At 72.4% G+C, this 13,204-nt stretch carries 14 protein-coding genes; 4 read left to right on the top strand and 10 right to left on the bottom strand.

Going from position 1 to position 13,204, the window contains the following annotated elements; translation table 11 throughout:
* Positions 1-72: 72 nt before the first annotated feature.
* Positions 73-1,500: a hypothetical protein gene (locus tag ACIRPU_RS24880; RefSeq protein WP_403870968.1), complete on the bottom strand. Its 1,428-nt coding sequence runs from the start codon at positions 1,498-1,500 to the stop codon at positions 73-75.
* A gap of 360 nt (positions 1,501-1,860) precedes the next feature.
* On the opposite strand from ACIRPU_RS24880, the gene ACIRPU_RS24875 reads away from it, so the two are divergent.
* Positions 1,861-3,687: an endonuclease/exonuclease/phosphatase family protein gene (locus tag ACIRPU_RS24875; RefSeq protein WP_403870965.1), complete on the top strand. Its 1,827-nt coding sequence runs from the start codon at positions 1,861-1,863 to the stop codon at positions 3,685-3,687.
* A gap of 111 nt (positions 3,688-3,798) precedes the next feature.
* Here the strand turns inward: ACIRPU_RS24875 and ACIRPU_RS24870 are convergent, their stop codons facing one another.
* The 4 genes from ACIRPU_RS24870 to ACIRPU_RS24855 form a co-directional block, all read right to left on the bottom strand.
* Positions 3,799-4,542 carry an SRPBCC domain-containing protein gene (locus ACIRPU_RS24870; RefSeq protein ID WP_403870962.1) on the bottom strand — a complete coding sequence of 248 codons (744 nt, stop codon included), beginning with the start codon at positions 4,540-4,542 and terminating at the stop codon, positions 3,799-3,801.
* A gap of 79 nt (positions 4,543-4,621) precedes the next feature.
* Positions 4,622-5,272, bottom strand: coding sequence for an ArsR/SmtB family transcription factor (locus ACIRPU_RS24865; protein ID WP_403870959.1), 651 nt, complete (start codon positions 5,270-5,272; stop codon positions 4,622-4,624).
* Between the two features lie 156 nt (positions 5,273-5,428).
* Positions 5,429-5,896 (bottom strand): DUF3618 domain-containing protein, encoded by a 468-nt coding sequence (locus ACIRPU_RS24860; protein WP_403870956.1) that lies wholly within the window; start codon positions 5,894-5,896, stop codon positions 5,429-5,431.
* A complete protein-coding gene (locus tag ACIRPU_RS24855) occupies positions 5,893-6,372 on the bottom strand; it encodes a phage holin family protein (RefSeq protein WP_403870953.1) in 480 nt (159 codons plus the stop codon). Before ACIRPU_RS24855 ends, ACIRPU_RS24860 begins: the two co-directional genes overlap by 4 nt.
* A 163-nt stretch (positions 6,373-6,535) precedes the next feature.
* On the opposite strand from ACIRPU_RS24855, the gene dapA reads away from it, so the two are divergent.
* On the top strand, positions 6,536-7,501 hold the full coding sequence (dapA, locus tag ACIRPU_RS24850; RefSeq protein WP_403870950.1) for a 4-hydroxy-tetrahydrodipicolinate synthase: 966 nt from the start codon (positions 6,536-6,538) through the stop codon (positions 7,499-7,501).
* Between the two features lie 18 nt (positions 7,502-7,519).
* On the opposite strand, the gene ACIRPU_RS24845 is transcribed toward dapA, so the two are convergent.
* Positions 7,520-8,740 carry a WD40 repeat domain-containing protein gene (locus tag ACIRPU_RS24845; RefSeq protein WP_403870948.1) on the bottom strand — a complete coding sequence of 407 codons (1,221 nt, stop codon included), beginning with the start codon at positions 8,738-8,740 and terminating at the stop codon, positions 7,520-7,522.
* Positions 8,737-9,294, bottom strand: a complete 558-nt coding sequence (locus tag ACIRPU_RS24840; RefSeq protein WP_355703841.1) for a SigE family RNA polymerase sigma factor — start codon at positions 9,292-9,294, stop codon at positions 8,737-8,739. The genes ACIRPU_RS24845 and ACIRPU_RS24840 overlap by 4 nt, the downstream gene beginning before the upstream one ends.
* Before the next feature lie 138 nt (positions 9,295-9,432).
* Here ACIRPU_RS24840 and ACIRPU_RS24835 point away from each other — a divergent pair, with 138 nt between their 5' ends.
* Positions 9,433-9,936 (top strand): hypothetical protein, encoded by a 504-nt coding sequence (locus tag ACIRPU_RS24835; protein WP_403870943.1) that lies wholly within the window; start codon positions 9,433-9,435, stop codon positions 9,934-9,936.
* Between the two features lie 233 nt (positions 9,937-10,169).
* Here the strand turns inward: ACIRPU_RS24835 and dapD are convergent, their stop codons facing one another.
* Positions 10,170-11,159 carry a 2,3,4,5-tetrahydropyridine-2,6-dicarboxylate N-succinyltransferase gene (gene dapD / locus ACIRPU_RS24830; protein ID WP_355703839.1) on the bottom strand — a complete coding sequence of 330 codons (990 nt, stop codon included), beginning with the start codon at positions 11,157-11,159 and terminating at the stop codon, positions 10,170-10,172.
* Positions 11,160-11,305: 146 nt separating this feature from the next.
* Between dapD and ACIRPU_RS24825 the strand changes: the two genes are divergently transcribed.
* Entirely contained in the window at positions 11,306-12,214 is a 909-nt protein-coding gene (locus ACIRPU_RS24825; RefSeq protein WP_403870940.1) for a winged helix-turn-helix transcriptional regulator, read from the top strand.
* Here ACIRPU_RS24825 and ACIRPU_RS24820 read toward each other — a convergent pair.
* Together ACIRPU_RS24820 and ACIRPU_RS24815 are read right to left on the bottom strand one after the other, a co-directional pair.
* Positions 12,159-12,812 (bottom strand): TetR/AcrR family transcriptional regulator, encoded by a 654-nt coding sequence (locus tag ACIRPU_RS24820; RefSeq protein ID WP_403870937.1) that lies wholly within the window; start codon positions 12,810-12,812, stop codon positions 12,159-12,161. The two genes, ACIRPU_RS24825 and ACIRPU_RS24820, sit on opposite strands and share 56 nt — an antisense overlap.
* Positions 12,812-13,132, bottom strand: coding sequence for a multidrug efflux SMR transporter (locus tag ACIRPU_RS24815; protein WP_351764471.1), 321 nt, complete (start codon positions 13,130-13,132; stop codon positions 12,812-12,814). Before ACIRPU_RS24815 ends, ACIRPU_RS24820 begins: the two co-directional genes overlap by 1 nt.
* Positions 13,133-13,204: the final 72 nt, after the last annotated feature.

Here is a 13,204-nt window from a genome sequence, read left to right as displayed (position 1 = left end):
CAGGGGACCCCGTTCCATGAATCCGTACGGATCAGGCCACGGGAGACCAAAGAAACCCGCACCGCGGGAGGGTCATCCGCCCTGCTGCGACCGCGCCTTGAACGCCGCCTTGCGTGCTTCCTTCGCGATGCGCTTGTCCGGATGCAGGCGTCCCATCGCCTCCAGGACGTCCGGGGTCGCCGGGTGGTCGACCCGCCAGGCCGCCGAGAAGAACCCGCCGTGCTGCTGGGCCAGTCCCTCGACGAGGGCCTGGAGCTCCTCGGAGTTGCCCTCCGCGGCGAGTTGCGCCGCCAGCGTGTCGATGGTGAGCCAGAAGACCAGGTCCTCGGAGGGCGCCGGTACGTCCGTCGCGCCGAGCTCGCTGAGCCAGACGCGGGCGAGGCCGCCGAGTTCGGCGTCGTCGAGGACCTCGCGGACGGCGGGTTCGGCCTGGCCGCCGACGAGGGAGAGGGCCTGCTGGCAGCGCAGCCGGCGCAGCGGGGCGCCGGGGTCGGAGCCGCGAGCGGCGGCCAGCAACTCCCGCGCGGCGTCCAGGGGTTCGCGGCGTACCAGCCACTGCTCGGTCTCGGCTGCGGCGGCCCGCGAGCCGTAGCCGGCGCTGCCGTCGAGGAGGACGTCGGCTCCCTTGTCGGCGAGGTCGCCGACGGCCGGGGCGTGGAAGCCGGCCTCCAGCAGCCGGGCCCGCAGCCCGTACACGCCGAGGGGGGTGAGCCGGACCATGCCGTAGCGGGAGACGTCGGTGTCGTCGACGGGGGCGGCGGGCTCCTCCTCGGGGTCCGCCATCAGGTCCTCGTCGACGGGCCGGTAGGCGACGATCCCGATCGGCTCCAGGAGCCGGAACTGGTCGTCGAGCCGCATCATCGCGTCGGAGACCTGTTCCAGGACGTCGTTGGTGGGCTCGTCCATGTCACCGGGGATGATCATCGACGCGGCGAGGGCGGGCAGTGGGACCGGGGCGTCCCCGGGGCCGTCCTCGCTGGCGGTGAGCAGGTAGAGGTTGCCGAGGACGCCGTCGAGGAACTCGGCCTCGGCCTCGGGGTTCCAGTCGAGCCGGGAGAAGTCGACCTCGCCGCCCTCGTCCATCGCCTCCATCAGCTCGTCCAGGTCGGGGACGGCCGCGTCGGCGAGCACGGTCTCCAGGGCGCCGAGCCAGACGGCGAGGATGTCGTGCGGGGAACCGCCGGTCAGCAGGGCCAGGTCCTCGCCGGCCGTGACCGTGCCCGCCTCCTCGTCGACGACCTCCACGAGCCCCGCGTCCACGGCGACCCGCCAGGCCTCGCTCGCGTAGGCGGCGGCGTCGTCCCCGGTCAGCCCCAGTACCTCGGCGGCGGGCGCCAGCTGGTCCTCGACGAGTCCGCCCCCGGCGTCGACCCGGGTGCCGGGGCCGGCCCAGCGGGCGAGCAGCGCGGCCCGGGAGAGCAACGGCGTGGACAGCGCGTCGCGCGCCAGCTCCGCTTCGGGGTGCAGCCGCACCGGCGGGAGGGGGGAGCTGTCTGACATCGGCTGGTTCTCCTAGGGCGCGTGGTGCCACCGGCCCGCTGGGGGCACTGGGCCACTCAGCCTAGACGGGTATGGACCCATGCCGCCCGGTTCATCTCCCCGCCGGGCGGCGTACATGGCTGAAACCTTGACAAGTGGCGTGACCAGGCAGGAGATTGACGCGCGTAGAAATCCGATGGACATCTGTTCACTGTAATTTCTACGCGCGTCGCGTCCGCCCCGCGGATCGCGGCTCCTCGTTCCACGCTCCACCTTCGTTCCACGCTTCACGCCACACCCTCGCTCCACGCTTCACGCCACACCTTCGTTCCACGTTCCACCCTCGTCCCGGCGCTCATGTACGTCCCCGGAGGGATTCCGTTGCCGAGCAAGAAGTCCGCGCGTCTCGCCGCGCTCACCGTCGCCGCCGTCTGTTCCGCGGCCTCCACCGTCGCCCTGTCCGCGCCCGCGCACGCGGAGACGGTGGCCATCCACGACATCCAGGGCACGACCCGGCTGTCGCCGTACGCCGGCCAGGCGGTCACGGGTGTGGCCGGAATCGTCACCGGCGTGCGCACCTACGGATCGTCCAGAGGCTTCTGGATCCAGGATCCGAACCCGGACGCCGACCCGGCCACCAGTGAGGGCGTCTTCGTCTTCACCAGCTCCGTCCCGAAGGTCGCCGTCGGTGACTCCGTCACGGTCACCGGCACGGTCTCGGAGTTCGTCCCGGGCGGCGCCTCGACCGGCAACCAGACGATCACCGAGATCACCAAGCCGACGGTGACCGTCGTCTCCAGCGGCAACGCGGTCCCGGCCGCGACGGTCGTGAACGCGAAGTCGGTCCCGGCCGCCTACACCCCGGCCGGCGACGCCGCCGCGAGCAACTCGGTCAACGGCCTCACCCTGCGGCCCGCCACGTACGCCCTGGACTACTACGAGTCCCTCGAGGGCATGAACGTCCAGGTCTCCGACGCCCGCGTGGTCACCGCCACCGACCCCTACACCGAACTGTGGGTCACGGTGAAGCCGCGCGAGAACACCAGCCGCAGCGGGGGCGCCCTGTACGGCTCCTACACCTCGCAGAACACCGGCCGGCTGCAGATCCAGTCGCTCGGCGCGACGGCGGACTTCCCCGTCGCGAACGTCGGCGACTCCCTCACCGACGTCACCGCGGGCCCGCTCGACTACAACCAGTTCGGCGGCTACACCCTCGTCGCGAACCGGCTCGGCGCGCTGAAGAGCGGCGGCCTGAAGCGGGAGACGACGCAGAAGCAGAAGAAGGGCGAGCTGGCGGTCGCGACGTACAACGTCGAGAACCTCGACCCGTCCGACGCCACGTTCGAGGAGCACGCCTCCGCGATCGTGAACAACCTGAAGTCGCCCGACATCGTGTCCCTGGAGGAGATCCAGGACAACAACGGCGCGACCAACGACGGTACGGTCGCCGCCGATGTGACGGTCGGCAAGCTGATCGACGCGATCGTGGCCGCGGGCGGCCCGACGTACGACTGGCGCTCGATCGACCCGACGAACAACACCGACGGCGGCGAGCCGGGCGGAAACATCCGTCAGGTGTTCCTGTTCAACCCGGAGCGGGTCTCCTTCACCGACCGCGCGGGCGGCGACGCGGCCACGGCCGTCGGTGTCACCAAGGTGCGCGGCAAGGCCCAGCTCACCGCCTCCCCCGGCCGCATAGACCCGGCGAACGCGGCCTGGAACGCCAGCCGCAAGCCGCTGGTCGGCGAGTTCGTCTTCCGTGGCCGCACGGTCTTCGTGATCGCCAACCACTTCAACTCCAAGGGCGGCGACCAGGGCCTGACCTCGCAGTACCAGCCGGTGGTGCGCAGCTCGGAGACCCAGCGCCACCAGCAGGCGACGCTGGTCAACGCGTTCGTCAAGGACATCCTCGACACGCAGAAGAACGCGGACGTCATCGCCCTGGGCGACATCAACGACTTCGAGTTCTCCGGCACCGCGCAGCTCCTCGAGGGTGACGGCGAACTGTGGTCGGCGATCAAGTCGCTCCCGAAGAACGAGCGTTACACCTACGACTACCAGGGCAACCAGCAGGTCCTGGACCAGATCCTGGTGAGCCCGTCGATCCGGCGCGGCTGCGACTTCGAGTACGACAGCGTGCACATCAACTCGGAGTTCCACGACCAGATCAGCGACCACGACCCGCAGGTGCTCCGCTTCGAGCCGTAACACCGGCGGACACCGGTTACCCGGTGGCCGGCCCTACTCAGTGGCCGGCCACTGACTACCGGCCACTGACTACCGGCCACTGACTACCGGCCACTGAGTACCGGCTGCCGGCTACCGGGGCTGGCTGAACACTCCGTCCAGCCAGCCCTGCCAGGCGGTCTCGTTCGCCTTGGCGTCGGCGTCCGGTGCGAAGTCGTGGACGCTGACGCCGACCGGGTAGCCCCAGTGGTTGCGGCCGAAGAAGCGGACGAGGGCGCTGTCGCCGCGCAGCCCGACGAAGTACGGGTTGCGGAAGTCGACCACGGCATCGAGGAGCCGCCCCTCGGGGCCACCGACCCGGACACGCGCGCCCTCGGCCGTGTCGTCCGCGAGGCCGAGCGCCCGTGCCACGGCGGTGAGGGCGTCGGGCGCCTTGGAGGCGTCGGGCCCGTCGAAGGTGACGAAGGCGACCGGGCGGCCGTCGAAGTGCGTCAGGTACTCGCGCAGTGTGTGCAGGTAGAAGTCGGTGTGCCGGCCCGCCGCGTCGTACTGGTTGTCCCAGTCGTCGACGAAGATGCCGCTGTGCACATAGCGCACCCACGCGCGCCGGCCTTCGTCGCGCGGCTCGACGGTGTAGTCGAGCTGGTTGACGGTCTGCTCGGAGATGCCGTCGACGTTCTCGACCCGGTTGGTGTAGCGGTGCGGCGGGTCCCAGACGGTGACCGTCGAGCCGAAGGGGCCCTTGCCGCCCTCGCGCGGCTCCGGCGCCTCCATCGGCCACAGCCAGCCGCCGGTCCCCGCGGTGAAGGCGTCCCACACCTGCTGCGGCGTGGCGTCGACCTCGAACTCGCGGGCGATCTCGAATTCCTTGGACATGGTGGGCTCCTGGTTACCGACTGACTTGTTCCGGGCTCTGGATCTGGATCTACGTCTGGATCTACGTCTGGCTCTGGTTCTACGCCTGGGTCTCAGGCTTGGTTTCGGGCCCGGGCTCGGGCTCGGGCAGCGCCTGGGGCTGCGTCCGGGTCTTGACCATGGGATGGGCGGCCACGACGATCCGGTGGTCCCGGCCGCTCTCGGCGTCAGGGGCGTCGTACTTGCGGATGAGCGCGCTGACGCCCGCCGTCAACTCCTGGATGAACGCGGCCCGGTCCGCGGCCGAGGCGAAGCGCACCTCGCCGTCCAGCGCGTAGGTCGCCAGGCCCTTGCGCGCCTTCTCGGCGCCGGTGATCAGCGAGCCGACGTCGCGCACCAGCCGGGCGCCGAGCGCGAGCAGCCAGCGCGCGGACAGCTGGTCCCGGAAACGGTCCGGGTCCGGCTGCAACGGGGCGAGCGCGAGCGGCGAGATCACGTACGACGCCGCGGTCGCCCGCATCAGCCGCTCGGTGACGTTGCCCTTGCGGCGCTCACCGGCCAGTTCGACCAGGCCGTGCCGCTCCAGCGCCTTGAGGTGGTAGTTCACCTTCTGCCTCGGCAGCCCGACCTTGCCGGCCAGCATCGCCGCCGACGCGGGTCCGGCCGCCAGCTCGGCGAGCAGCCCGGCCCGTATGGGGTCCAGGGAGGCGGCGGCGGCCTCGGGGTCCTCGATCACGGTCACGTCCAGCATGCGTCCACCGTCTCACCGAACACTTTTTTTGTCCAGGGGAATCAAATGTTCGGTGGAGGCGGGTGCTGGACCGGCCTCAAACGCCGAGTGTGCCGGTCACGAGCGCGCTCGACGCCCGTGACCGGCACACCGGTAAACACCTCTACTCCGCTACACCTACTCCTTCGCCCTGCGCCGGCCGATCACCCCGGCCGCCACCAGTGCCACCGCCGCCGCGCCCACGATCACCACCGGTCGCGGGTGCCGGAGGGCGAACCGCACGGGTACGCGGACCGGGGCGGGCGCCGACCGCTCCGCGGTGCGACCCGCGCGGGCCGCGTTGTCCCGCAGGTCGTGGCGGGCGTGGAGCGCGTGCTCCTGAACCACGTGCCCCGCGTGGCCCGCCCGCTCCTGAACCGCGTGCCCCGCACGCCCGGCCCGTTCGTGCAGGTGATAGCTCGCCTGGGACGCCGTGCTGCGCAGTTGTACGGTCATCGCGCCCGTGCGGTCCATGAGGTCGGCGGCGCGGGCCCGGGTGCGGCCGCGGACGTCCGCCCTGGCCGCCAGCTCCTCGACCGTGACCCCGAGCCGGTGCCGGGTCCGTTCGATCTGCCGACGCAGGTCGGCCGTTGTCCTGTCCGTCATCGGTGTGCCCTTTCCCTGATCTCCTCGACGTCGGCCCGGACGCTGCCGAGGGTCTCCTCGGGGGTGGGCGGCGCGGCCTTGCGCAGCTGACCGCGACCGAGCGCGGCCAGCACGCCGGCGATCACGAAGAGCACCGCCGTCACGATGAGCGCCGCCGCCCAGACGGGCAGCGCCAGAGAGAGGGCGGCGACCGCCGTGCCGGCGAGGGCGAGCAGCCCGGCGTAGCCGAACGCGCCCGCGCCGCCGAGCAGACCTCCGCCACGCCCGGCACGTCGCCCCTTCTCGGTGAACTCGTGCTTCGCGAGGGCCAGTTCCTGCCGTACGAGCCGGGAGAGCTGTTCGGTGGCCTGGTCGACGAGTTCGCCGACGGTGCGGTTTCCGTCGCTGTGGCGCCCGTCGTCGCGGCGCTCGTCGCTGTGGGACCGGTCGCTGTGGCGCCGGTCGCGGACGGGCCGGATGTCCGTGGTCCCGGTCACGGCCTCCGCCTCCTCTCGGTTCCGGAACACCCGGGTACCCCGGCCGGTCGCCGCTACCCCGCGCCGGGCGGCCCGACGCCGCGCCATCCGTACAGAAACACTTACCCGTATCCCGTAGAAAAATTAAGTAGAGCTTCACTGTCGTACGGCCGAGACTGCCCGTATGACGACAGCTCGCACCACGCCCCCGAGTCCCGCCACCGCCCCGCGCCCCGCTCCGGCCTTCGCTCCGGCCGTCGCTCCGGCCTTCGGTCGTGCGCTCTGCGCGATGATCACGCCGTTCACCGGTTCCGGCGCGCTGGACCTCGACGGTGCGCGGCGGCTCGCCGACCGTCTGGTGTCCGCCGGCTGCGACGGACTGGTGCTCTCCGGTACGACGGGTGAGTCGCCGACCACGTCGGACGCCGAGAAGGCGGAACTGGTGGCCGCGGTACGGGAGGCGGTGGGCGACCGGGCGTCGATCGTGGCCGGGGTGGGCACCTCCGACACCCGCCACACCGTCGAACTCGCCCGAGCCGCCGAGAAGGCCGGCGCGGACGGGGTGCTCGTGGTCAGCCCGTACTACAGCAGGCCGCCGCAGGACGCCCTGGAGGCGCATTTCCGCGAGGTCGCGGACGCGTCCGGGCTGCCGGTGATGCTGTACGACATCCCCGGCCGCACGGGCACCCGGATCGAGCCGGACACCATGCTCCGGCTCGCCGAGCACCCGCGGATCGTCGCGGTCAAGGACTGTTCCTACGATTTCCTCGGCGCCCAGAAGGTGCTCTCCCGGACCGGGTTGGCGTACTACGCGGGCTGCGAGGAGCACCTCCTCGCGCTGTACGCGGTGGGCGGGGCGGGCTACGTCAGCACGGTCGCGAACGTGGTGCCGGATCGACTCCGTTCGGTCCTGGACGCGTTCGACGCGGGCCGCACCGCCGAGGCCGCCAGGCTTCAGCACCGGGCCATGGAACTGGTGGAGTCGATGATGGCCTCGGGCCTGCCCGGGACCGTCACCGCCAAGGGGCTCCTGGGCGACCTGGGCCTGCCGGCCGGCCCGGTCCGGGCACCGCTGCGGCCCGCCGACCGCGAGACGGTCGACGGACTGCGCGCGGCCTACGAGCGGCTCGTGGCCCGACCGGGTTCCTGAGCGCCCGGCGAGGGCCAGTCAGCGGTCCGCAAAGATCGGCGTCCAGCGTCCGAGGCTGTCGTCCTTGACCGCCCGGAAGTCGCTGAGCGGGACGACCTCGTCGCTGTCGAGGGTGACCAGCACCAGCCGCTGGTGGTACTCGTTGCCGTCCGGGCCGACGTCCCAGGCGACGAGGGTGGAGTCGTCGGCCCAGGCGAGCAGTTGCTGGCCGTGCGTCTCGACGAGGTTCTTCCCGGTCCGGGGGTCGACGATCCAGGAGGACGACTTGTACTTCTTGCCCGCGAAGTCACCGGCGAGCCTCCTGCCGTCGGGCGAGAGGCCCGCGTCGACGAACCACGACAGATACTTCTCGCCCGCGGGCGGGCCGACCTTCGCGCCCTGCCGGTCGTAGAACTGGTGGCCGGGCTCCGAGGGCAGACCGGACCAGATGCGGCTGCCGTCACGGCTGAAGGCGAAGTCCTGGCGGCTGTTGAGGAAGGCGGTGGGGTCGTTCATGTCCGTGCCGGGCCTCACCTCGCTCCAGGAGCCGCTCCCGGAGGCCACGTCGAAGACGTAGAAACCGGTGCGGTACGACTGCGCCGTGGGCGCGTCCCAGCCCCCGGTGCCGCCCTCGGACTTGACCCGCAGGTCCGGGTTCGCGCTGTACGTCGTCGCGACCAGCTCCCGGCCGTCCCGCGAGAACGCGAGCCCGCCGACGGCCTGCTCGACCGGGATCCACCGCTTGACCTCGCCGCTGGCCAGGTCGAGCAGGCCGATCCGGCGGACGGGCAGGTTCTGCTCCAGGACGGCGGCGGTGCGCAGCCCCGGCGCGACCGCGACCCACGACCACGCGGTGGTCTTCACGTACTTCTGCGTGGTCGGGTTCAGCAGCCAGTAGGTGCGCGTCGACACCGCCCGCTCGGCGGTCTGCGGGACGACGGTCGTCGCGTAGTACGCGGCCAGCGCCGTCCGCCCGGCGGCGATCAGGTCGCGCGGCGGCGACTGGTCCGGGTGCGCGGTGATCCGGGTGGGCTGTGTGACGTCGGCGGGGCGCACATCGGTCGGGCCACCGGAGTCCAGCCTCGGCACCGCCACGGCGACGGCCACCACGGCGACGGTCACTGCCGCCACGGACACGAACCGCCGGGCGCGGCGCCGCCGACGCAGGGCGAGGACCCGGTCGGCGAGTCCGGCCCCGGCGGGCGGCTGCTCGTCGGCCTGCTCGCGCAGGGAGTCGCGTACGAGTTCGTCGACGTTCACGGACGCACCTCCACGGGCGAGAAGTCACTGGACGGCGCCCTTTCGGCGTCCGCGTGGCCGAGGGCGGCCAGCTCCGGCGCGAGGGCGCGCAGCCGGGCGAGGGAGCGGTGTGTGGTGGACCGGACGGTGCCCACGGAGCAGCCGAGGAGCCCGGCCACCTCGGCCTCCGGCAGATCCTCGAAATAGCGCAGCACGAGCACGGTGCGCTGGCGCGCGGTCAGCCGGGACAGGGCCGCGCGCATCACGACCCGCAGTTCGGCGGCCGAGGACGCGTCCAGGCCGGCCCCGCTGTCCGGCGGTTCGGCGACGCTGACCTCGCGCCGGGGCCACTTCAGACGCCAGCGGCTGATCTGCTGCCGGTAGAGCACCTGCCGTACGTAGGCCTCGGGTTCCTCGATGCGGTGCCAGCGGCCGGCCGCCTTCGCCAGGGCGTTCTGGAGCAGATCCTCACCGGAGTGCCGGTCGCCGCCGCTGAGCAGGACGGCCGTCCTCAGCAGCGCCGACGATCTGCTGTCCACGAAATGTCGGAAGCTCTCCAGCTCCTCGGCATCCATCGTCACCTTCTCTTCCCCCGGGACCGGGCCCGCTGCCCGCCCCCCTGCACCTCTTGAGACGCGCACCCCCCGCCCCCGCTATGCCGCCCCACCCGAAATTCCGTCGGCCGCCCGCCCGCGCCCGCGTACGGTGCCTACATGAGCCGACCGCTGCTCTACCTCGACGTCGACGGTCCCCTCAACCCGTACGCGGCCCGGCCTTCGAAACGACCGGCGGGCTATACGACCATCAGGGCGTCCGTGGGCCGTGAGCGGCCGCTGCGGGTCTGGCTGCACCCCGGGCACGGCGCCGCCCTGCTCCGCCTCCCCTACGACCTGTGCTGGGCGACCACCTGGATGGACCAGGCCAACCGCTGGATCGCGCCGGTGGTGGGGCTGCCGGAGCTGCCGTACGTCGACTTCGGCGAGGCGCTCTTCGCCCACCGGGCCGACGGAGTCCACTGGAAGACGGCGGCGATCGTCGCCCACGCGGCGGGCCGCCCCTTCGCCTGGGTGGACGACGAACAGTCCCCCGCCGACACGACGTACGTGACCACCCACCACCCGGCGCCGGCTCTCCTGCACCACGTGGACCCCCGACTCGGCCTGCGCGAGGAGGACTTCACGACCCTGGCGGAGTTCGCGGCCGCACTGCCCGCCTGACGAACCCCGGCCCGGCGTGCGGGCCCCCGGGCGAGCGCCCGCGCCCAGGAGCCGCCGGCCGCCGATCCGCTCGCCGACGCACACGCCGACACACACGCGAGCGCCCTTCCGGGCCGCACCGGGGCGGGCGGGGAAGGGCGCTCGACGATGACCGACGCCGACGGCTGCCGACAGCTCGGCCGCGGATCGGGAAGTTGATCGGTCGGACGGCCGCGGGTCACGGCCGCCCATGATCAGTTGTGGCTGTGCAGGATCTCGTTCAGGCCGCCCCATACCGCGTTGTTCGGGCGGGCCTCGACCGCGCCGGTGACCGAGTTGCGGCGGAAGAGGATGTTCGAGGCGCCGGAGAGCTCGCGGGCCTTGACGATCTGGCCGTCGGGCATGGTGACCCGGGTGCCCGCGGTGACGTACAGACCGGCCTCGACCACGCACTCGTCGCCGAGGGCGATGCCGACGCCCGCCTCGGCGCCGACGAGGCAGCGCTCGCCGATGGAGATGATCACGTTGCCGCCGCCGGACAGCGTGCCCATCGTGGAGGCGCCGCCGCCGATGTCCGAGCCGTCGCCGACGATGACGCCCGCGGAGATGCGGCCCTCGACCATCGACGTGCCGAGCGTGCCCGCGTTGAAGTTGACGAAGCCCTCGTGCATGACCGTGGTGCCCTCGGCGAGGTGGGCGCCGAGGCGGACCCGGTCGGCGTCGGCGATCCGGACGCCCTTCGGAGCGACGTAGTCCGTCATCCGCGGGAACTTGTCGATGGAGGTGACCTGGAGGTGCAGGCCCTCCGCGCGGGCGTTCAGACGGACCTTCTCGATGTCGTCGACGGCGACCGGGCCGAGCGAGGTCCAGGCGACGTTGGCGAGGTGGCCGAACATGCCGTCCAGGCTCTGCCCGTGCGGCTTCACCAGCCGGTGGGAGAGCAGGTGCAGACGCAGGTAGACGTCGTGCGCGTCGAGCGGCTTGTCGTCGAGCGAGGCGATGACCGTGCGGACCGCGACCACCTCGACCGCCCGGCGGGCGTCGGGACCGATCGCCTTCGCCGCGCCCTCGCCGAGCAGCTCCACGGCCTTCTCGGCGGACAGGCGCTCGGTGCCGGACGGGCCGGGCTCGGCGACGAGCGCGGGCGCGGGGAACCAGGTGTCGAGAACAGTGCCGTCGGCGGCGATCGTGGCGAGGCCTGCGGCCGCGGCGCCGGTGGTGCGGGGAACAGTCGTGTCGGTCATGAGGGCAACCTAACCGGCGGGGGGCCGCAGAGGCCAACCCGCACAGCGGTGTCTCAGGACGCGGGCCGCACGCCCCCGCCCGCCTGGTGAGTTTCCCTTGGGAACCAACTGTGTCAGCATGGCCGTCGGCGACGGGAGGAGGCCCCATGGCCCGCAGGACGAGCCTGGAGGATTCCGGCTGCGCCATCGCGCAGGCGCTGGACGTCGTCGGGGACTGGTGGACCCTGCTGATCGTCCGGGACACGGCGCGCGGAGTGCACCGGTTCGACGAGCTCCAGCGCGAACTCGGCCTGTCCCGGAAGGTGTTGACCGAGCGGCTGCGGCTCCTCGTCGAGGCGGAGGTGCTCGCGAAGGTGCCGTACCAGGAGCGCCCGGTGCGCCACGAGTACCGCCTCACCCCGCGCGGCCGGGCCCTGCTGCCCGTCCTGGTCGCCCTCCAGGACTGGGGCGACGCCTGGGTCCTGGGTGACGGCGGCACCACGGCCACGGCCGAGCAGGCGTCCGCGGAGGCCCGGCGCGTGCACGCGCTGGCGGGCACCCGGCTGCCCGGTCTCCGGCTGGTCGACGACCAGGGCTCGCCGCGCGATCCGGTCGCCGACGACGCCCTCCACACCGTTCTCTACTGCTTCCCCGGCGCCTACGCCCGCCCCGACGCCTACCCGCCGGGCTGGACGGACATCCCGGGCGCCCCGGGCTGCACGCTGGAGTCCCGCTCCTACCGCGACCGGCTCGCCGGGTTCCGTGCGGCGGGCGCGGCGGTGCACGGAGTGTCCACCCAACGTCCGGACGAGCAGCGCGCGTTCGCGGAGGAGGAGCGGCTGGGCTTTCCGCTGCTGTCCGACGCCGAGCTGGCGTTGATCACCGCGCTGCGGCTGCCGACGTTCCGGGCGGCGGGGGCGAGCCGGCTGAAGCGGCTGACCCTGGTCGTGGACCGGGAGCGGGTCGTACGGCACGTGCAGTATCCGGTGACGGACGTGGCGGGGAGTGTCGAGGAGGCGCTCAGCGTCGTCCGGCGCCTGGGCGAGGACGCCGACCCGGAGGGGAAGCGGGGGTAGCGGGGGAACCAGGGGCAGTGGGGGCAGCGCGGAGACCGGAGGCAGCGGCGGGCCCGGGGGCGGCGGGAATGAGCCGTGTCAGCGCTTCTCGCGCGTACACCTCGTCGTAGGGCGCGTCCGTCAGCAGCACCTGGAGACAGATCCCGTCCATCAGCGCGACCAGCGCGCGTGCGGTGAGGGGGTCGACGTGCCCGGCGAGGAGGGCGGCGAGGTCCTCGGCCCACTCGGCGGCGACGGGGCGCAGCGCGGGCCGTCGCAGGGCGGCCAGGTACAGCTCGTACTCCAGCTCGACGCCGGTGCGCTCGCCGGCCAGCCATTCGCCGAGCAGTCCGGCCAGTTCGGCCGGCAGGTCGAGGCGGGTGTCCGTCAGCCCGCCGTGCGCCGCGACCGCCTTGGCGAAGCCCTCGTTGGCCTGCCGCAGGGCGGCGATCATCAGTTCGTCGAGGGTGGCGAAGTGGTAGGTGGTGGAGCCGAGGGGCACGTCCGCCTCGGCGGCGACCGAGCGGTGGCTCAGCCCGGCCAGCCCCTTCTCCCCGACGACCCGGATCGCCGCGTCGATGATCCGCTGCCGCCGCTCGGGGTCGTGACGCCGGGGCATCAGTGCGCACCCCCCAGGTTCAGCACGACCACTCCCCCGACGATCAGCAGGATGCCGACGGCCTTGGTGGGCGTCAGGGACTCCCCGAACAGGGCCGGACCTATGACGGCGATGGCCGCGGTGCCGACCCCGGCCCAGATCGCGTACGCCGTGCCGATGCCGACGGTCTTGAGGGTCTGGGCAAGGAGCAGGAACGAGACGACATAGCCGGAGGCCGTCAGAAGCGAGGGCCAGAGCCTGCTGAAGCCGTCGCTGTACTTCATGGCGGTGGTCGCGGCCACCTCGGCGGCGATGGCGCCGGCCAGCGTCAGGTATCCCATGTGTACGAGCGTACACAACGATGCGTACGGTCGTACACATCGGCGCCGTCCGGTACTTCCGCGATCCTCGCC

Source organism: Streptomyces sp. NPDC102259, assembly GCF_044766465.1.
GTDB lineage: Bacteria > Actinomycetota > Actinomycetes > Streptomycetales > Streptomycetaceae > Streptomyces.
Note: the sequence above shows the minus strand (reverse complement) of the source record. Positions and strands in the feature narration are given on the sequence as shown.

What these genes read in the sequence shown, in the direction of transcription:
- ACIRPU_RS24835 (WP_403870943.1), top strand. Translation starts at nt 9,433, where the DNA reads ATGAGCCGACCGCTGCTCTACCTCGACGTCGACGGTCCCCTCAACCCG.
- dapA (WP_403870950.1), top strand. Translation starts at nt 6,536, where the DNA reads ATGACGACAGCTCGCACCACGCCCCCGAGTCCCGCCACCGCCCCGCGC.
- ACIRPU_RS24825 (WP_403870940.1), top strand. Translation starts at nt 11,306, where the DNA reads ATGGCCCGCAGGACGAGCCTGGAGGATTCCGGCTGCGCCATCGCGCAG.
- ACIRPU_RS24815 (WP_351764471.1), bottom strand. Translation starts at nt 13,132, where the DNA reads ATGGGATACCTGACGCTGGCCGGCGCCATCGCCGCCGAGGTGGCCGCG.
- ACIRPU_RS24860 (WP_403870956.1), bottom strand. Translation starts at nt 5,896, where the DNA reads ATGACGGACAGGACAACGGCCGACCTGCGTCGGCAGATCGAACGGACC.
- ACIRPU_RS24870 (WP_403870962.1), bottom strand. Translation starts at nt 4,542, where the DNA reads ATGTCCAAGGAATTCGAGATCGCCCGCGAGTTCGAGGTCGACGCCACG.
- ACIRPU_RS24820 (WP_403870937.1), bottom strand. Translation starts at nt 12,812, where the DNA reads ATGCCCCGGCGTCACGACCCCGAGCGGCGGCAGCGGATCATCGACGCG.
- ACIRPU_RS24865 (WP_403870959.1), bottom strand. Translation starts at nt 5,272, where the DNA reads ATGCTGGACGTGACCGTGATCGAGGACCCCGAGGCCGCCGCCGCCTCC.
- ACIRPU_RS24840 (WP_355703841.1), bottom strand. Translation starts at nt 9,294, where the DNA reads ATGGATGCCGAGGAGCTGGAGAGCTTCCGACATTTCGTGGACAGCAGA.
- dapD (WP_355703839.1), bottom strand. Translation starts at nt 11,159, where the DNA reads ATGACCGACACGACTGTTCCCCGCACCACCGGCGCCGCGGCCGCAGGC.
- ACIRPU_RS24880 (WP_403870968.1), bottom strand. Translation starts at nt 1,500, where the DNA reads ATGTCAGACAGCTCCCCCCTCCCGCCGGTGCGGCTGCACCCCGAAGCG.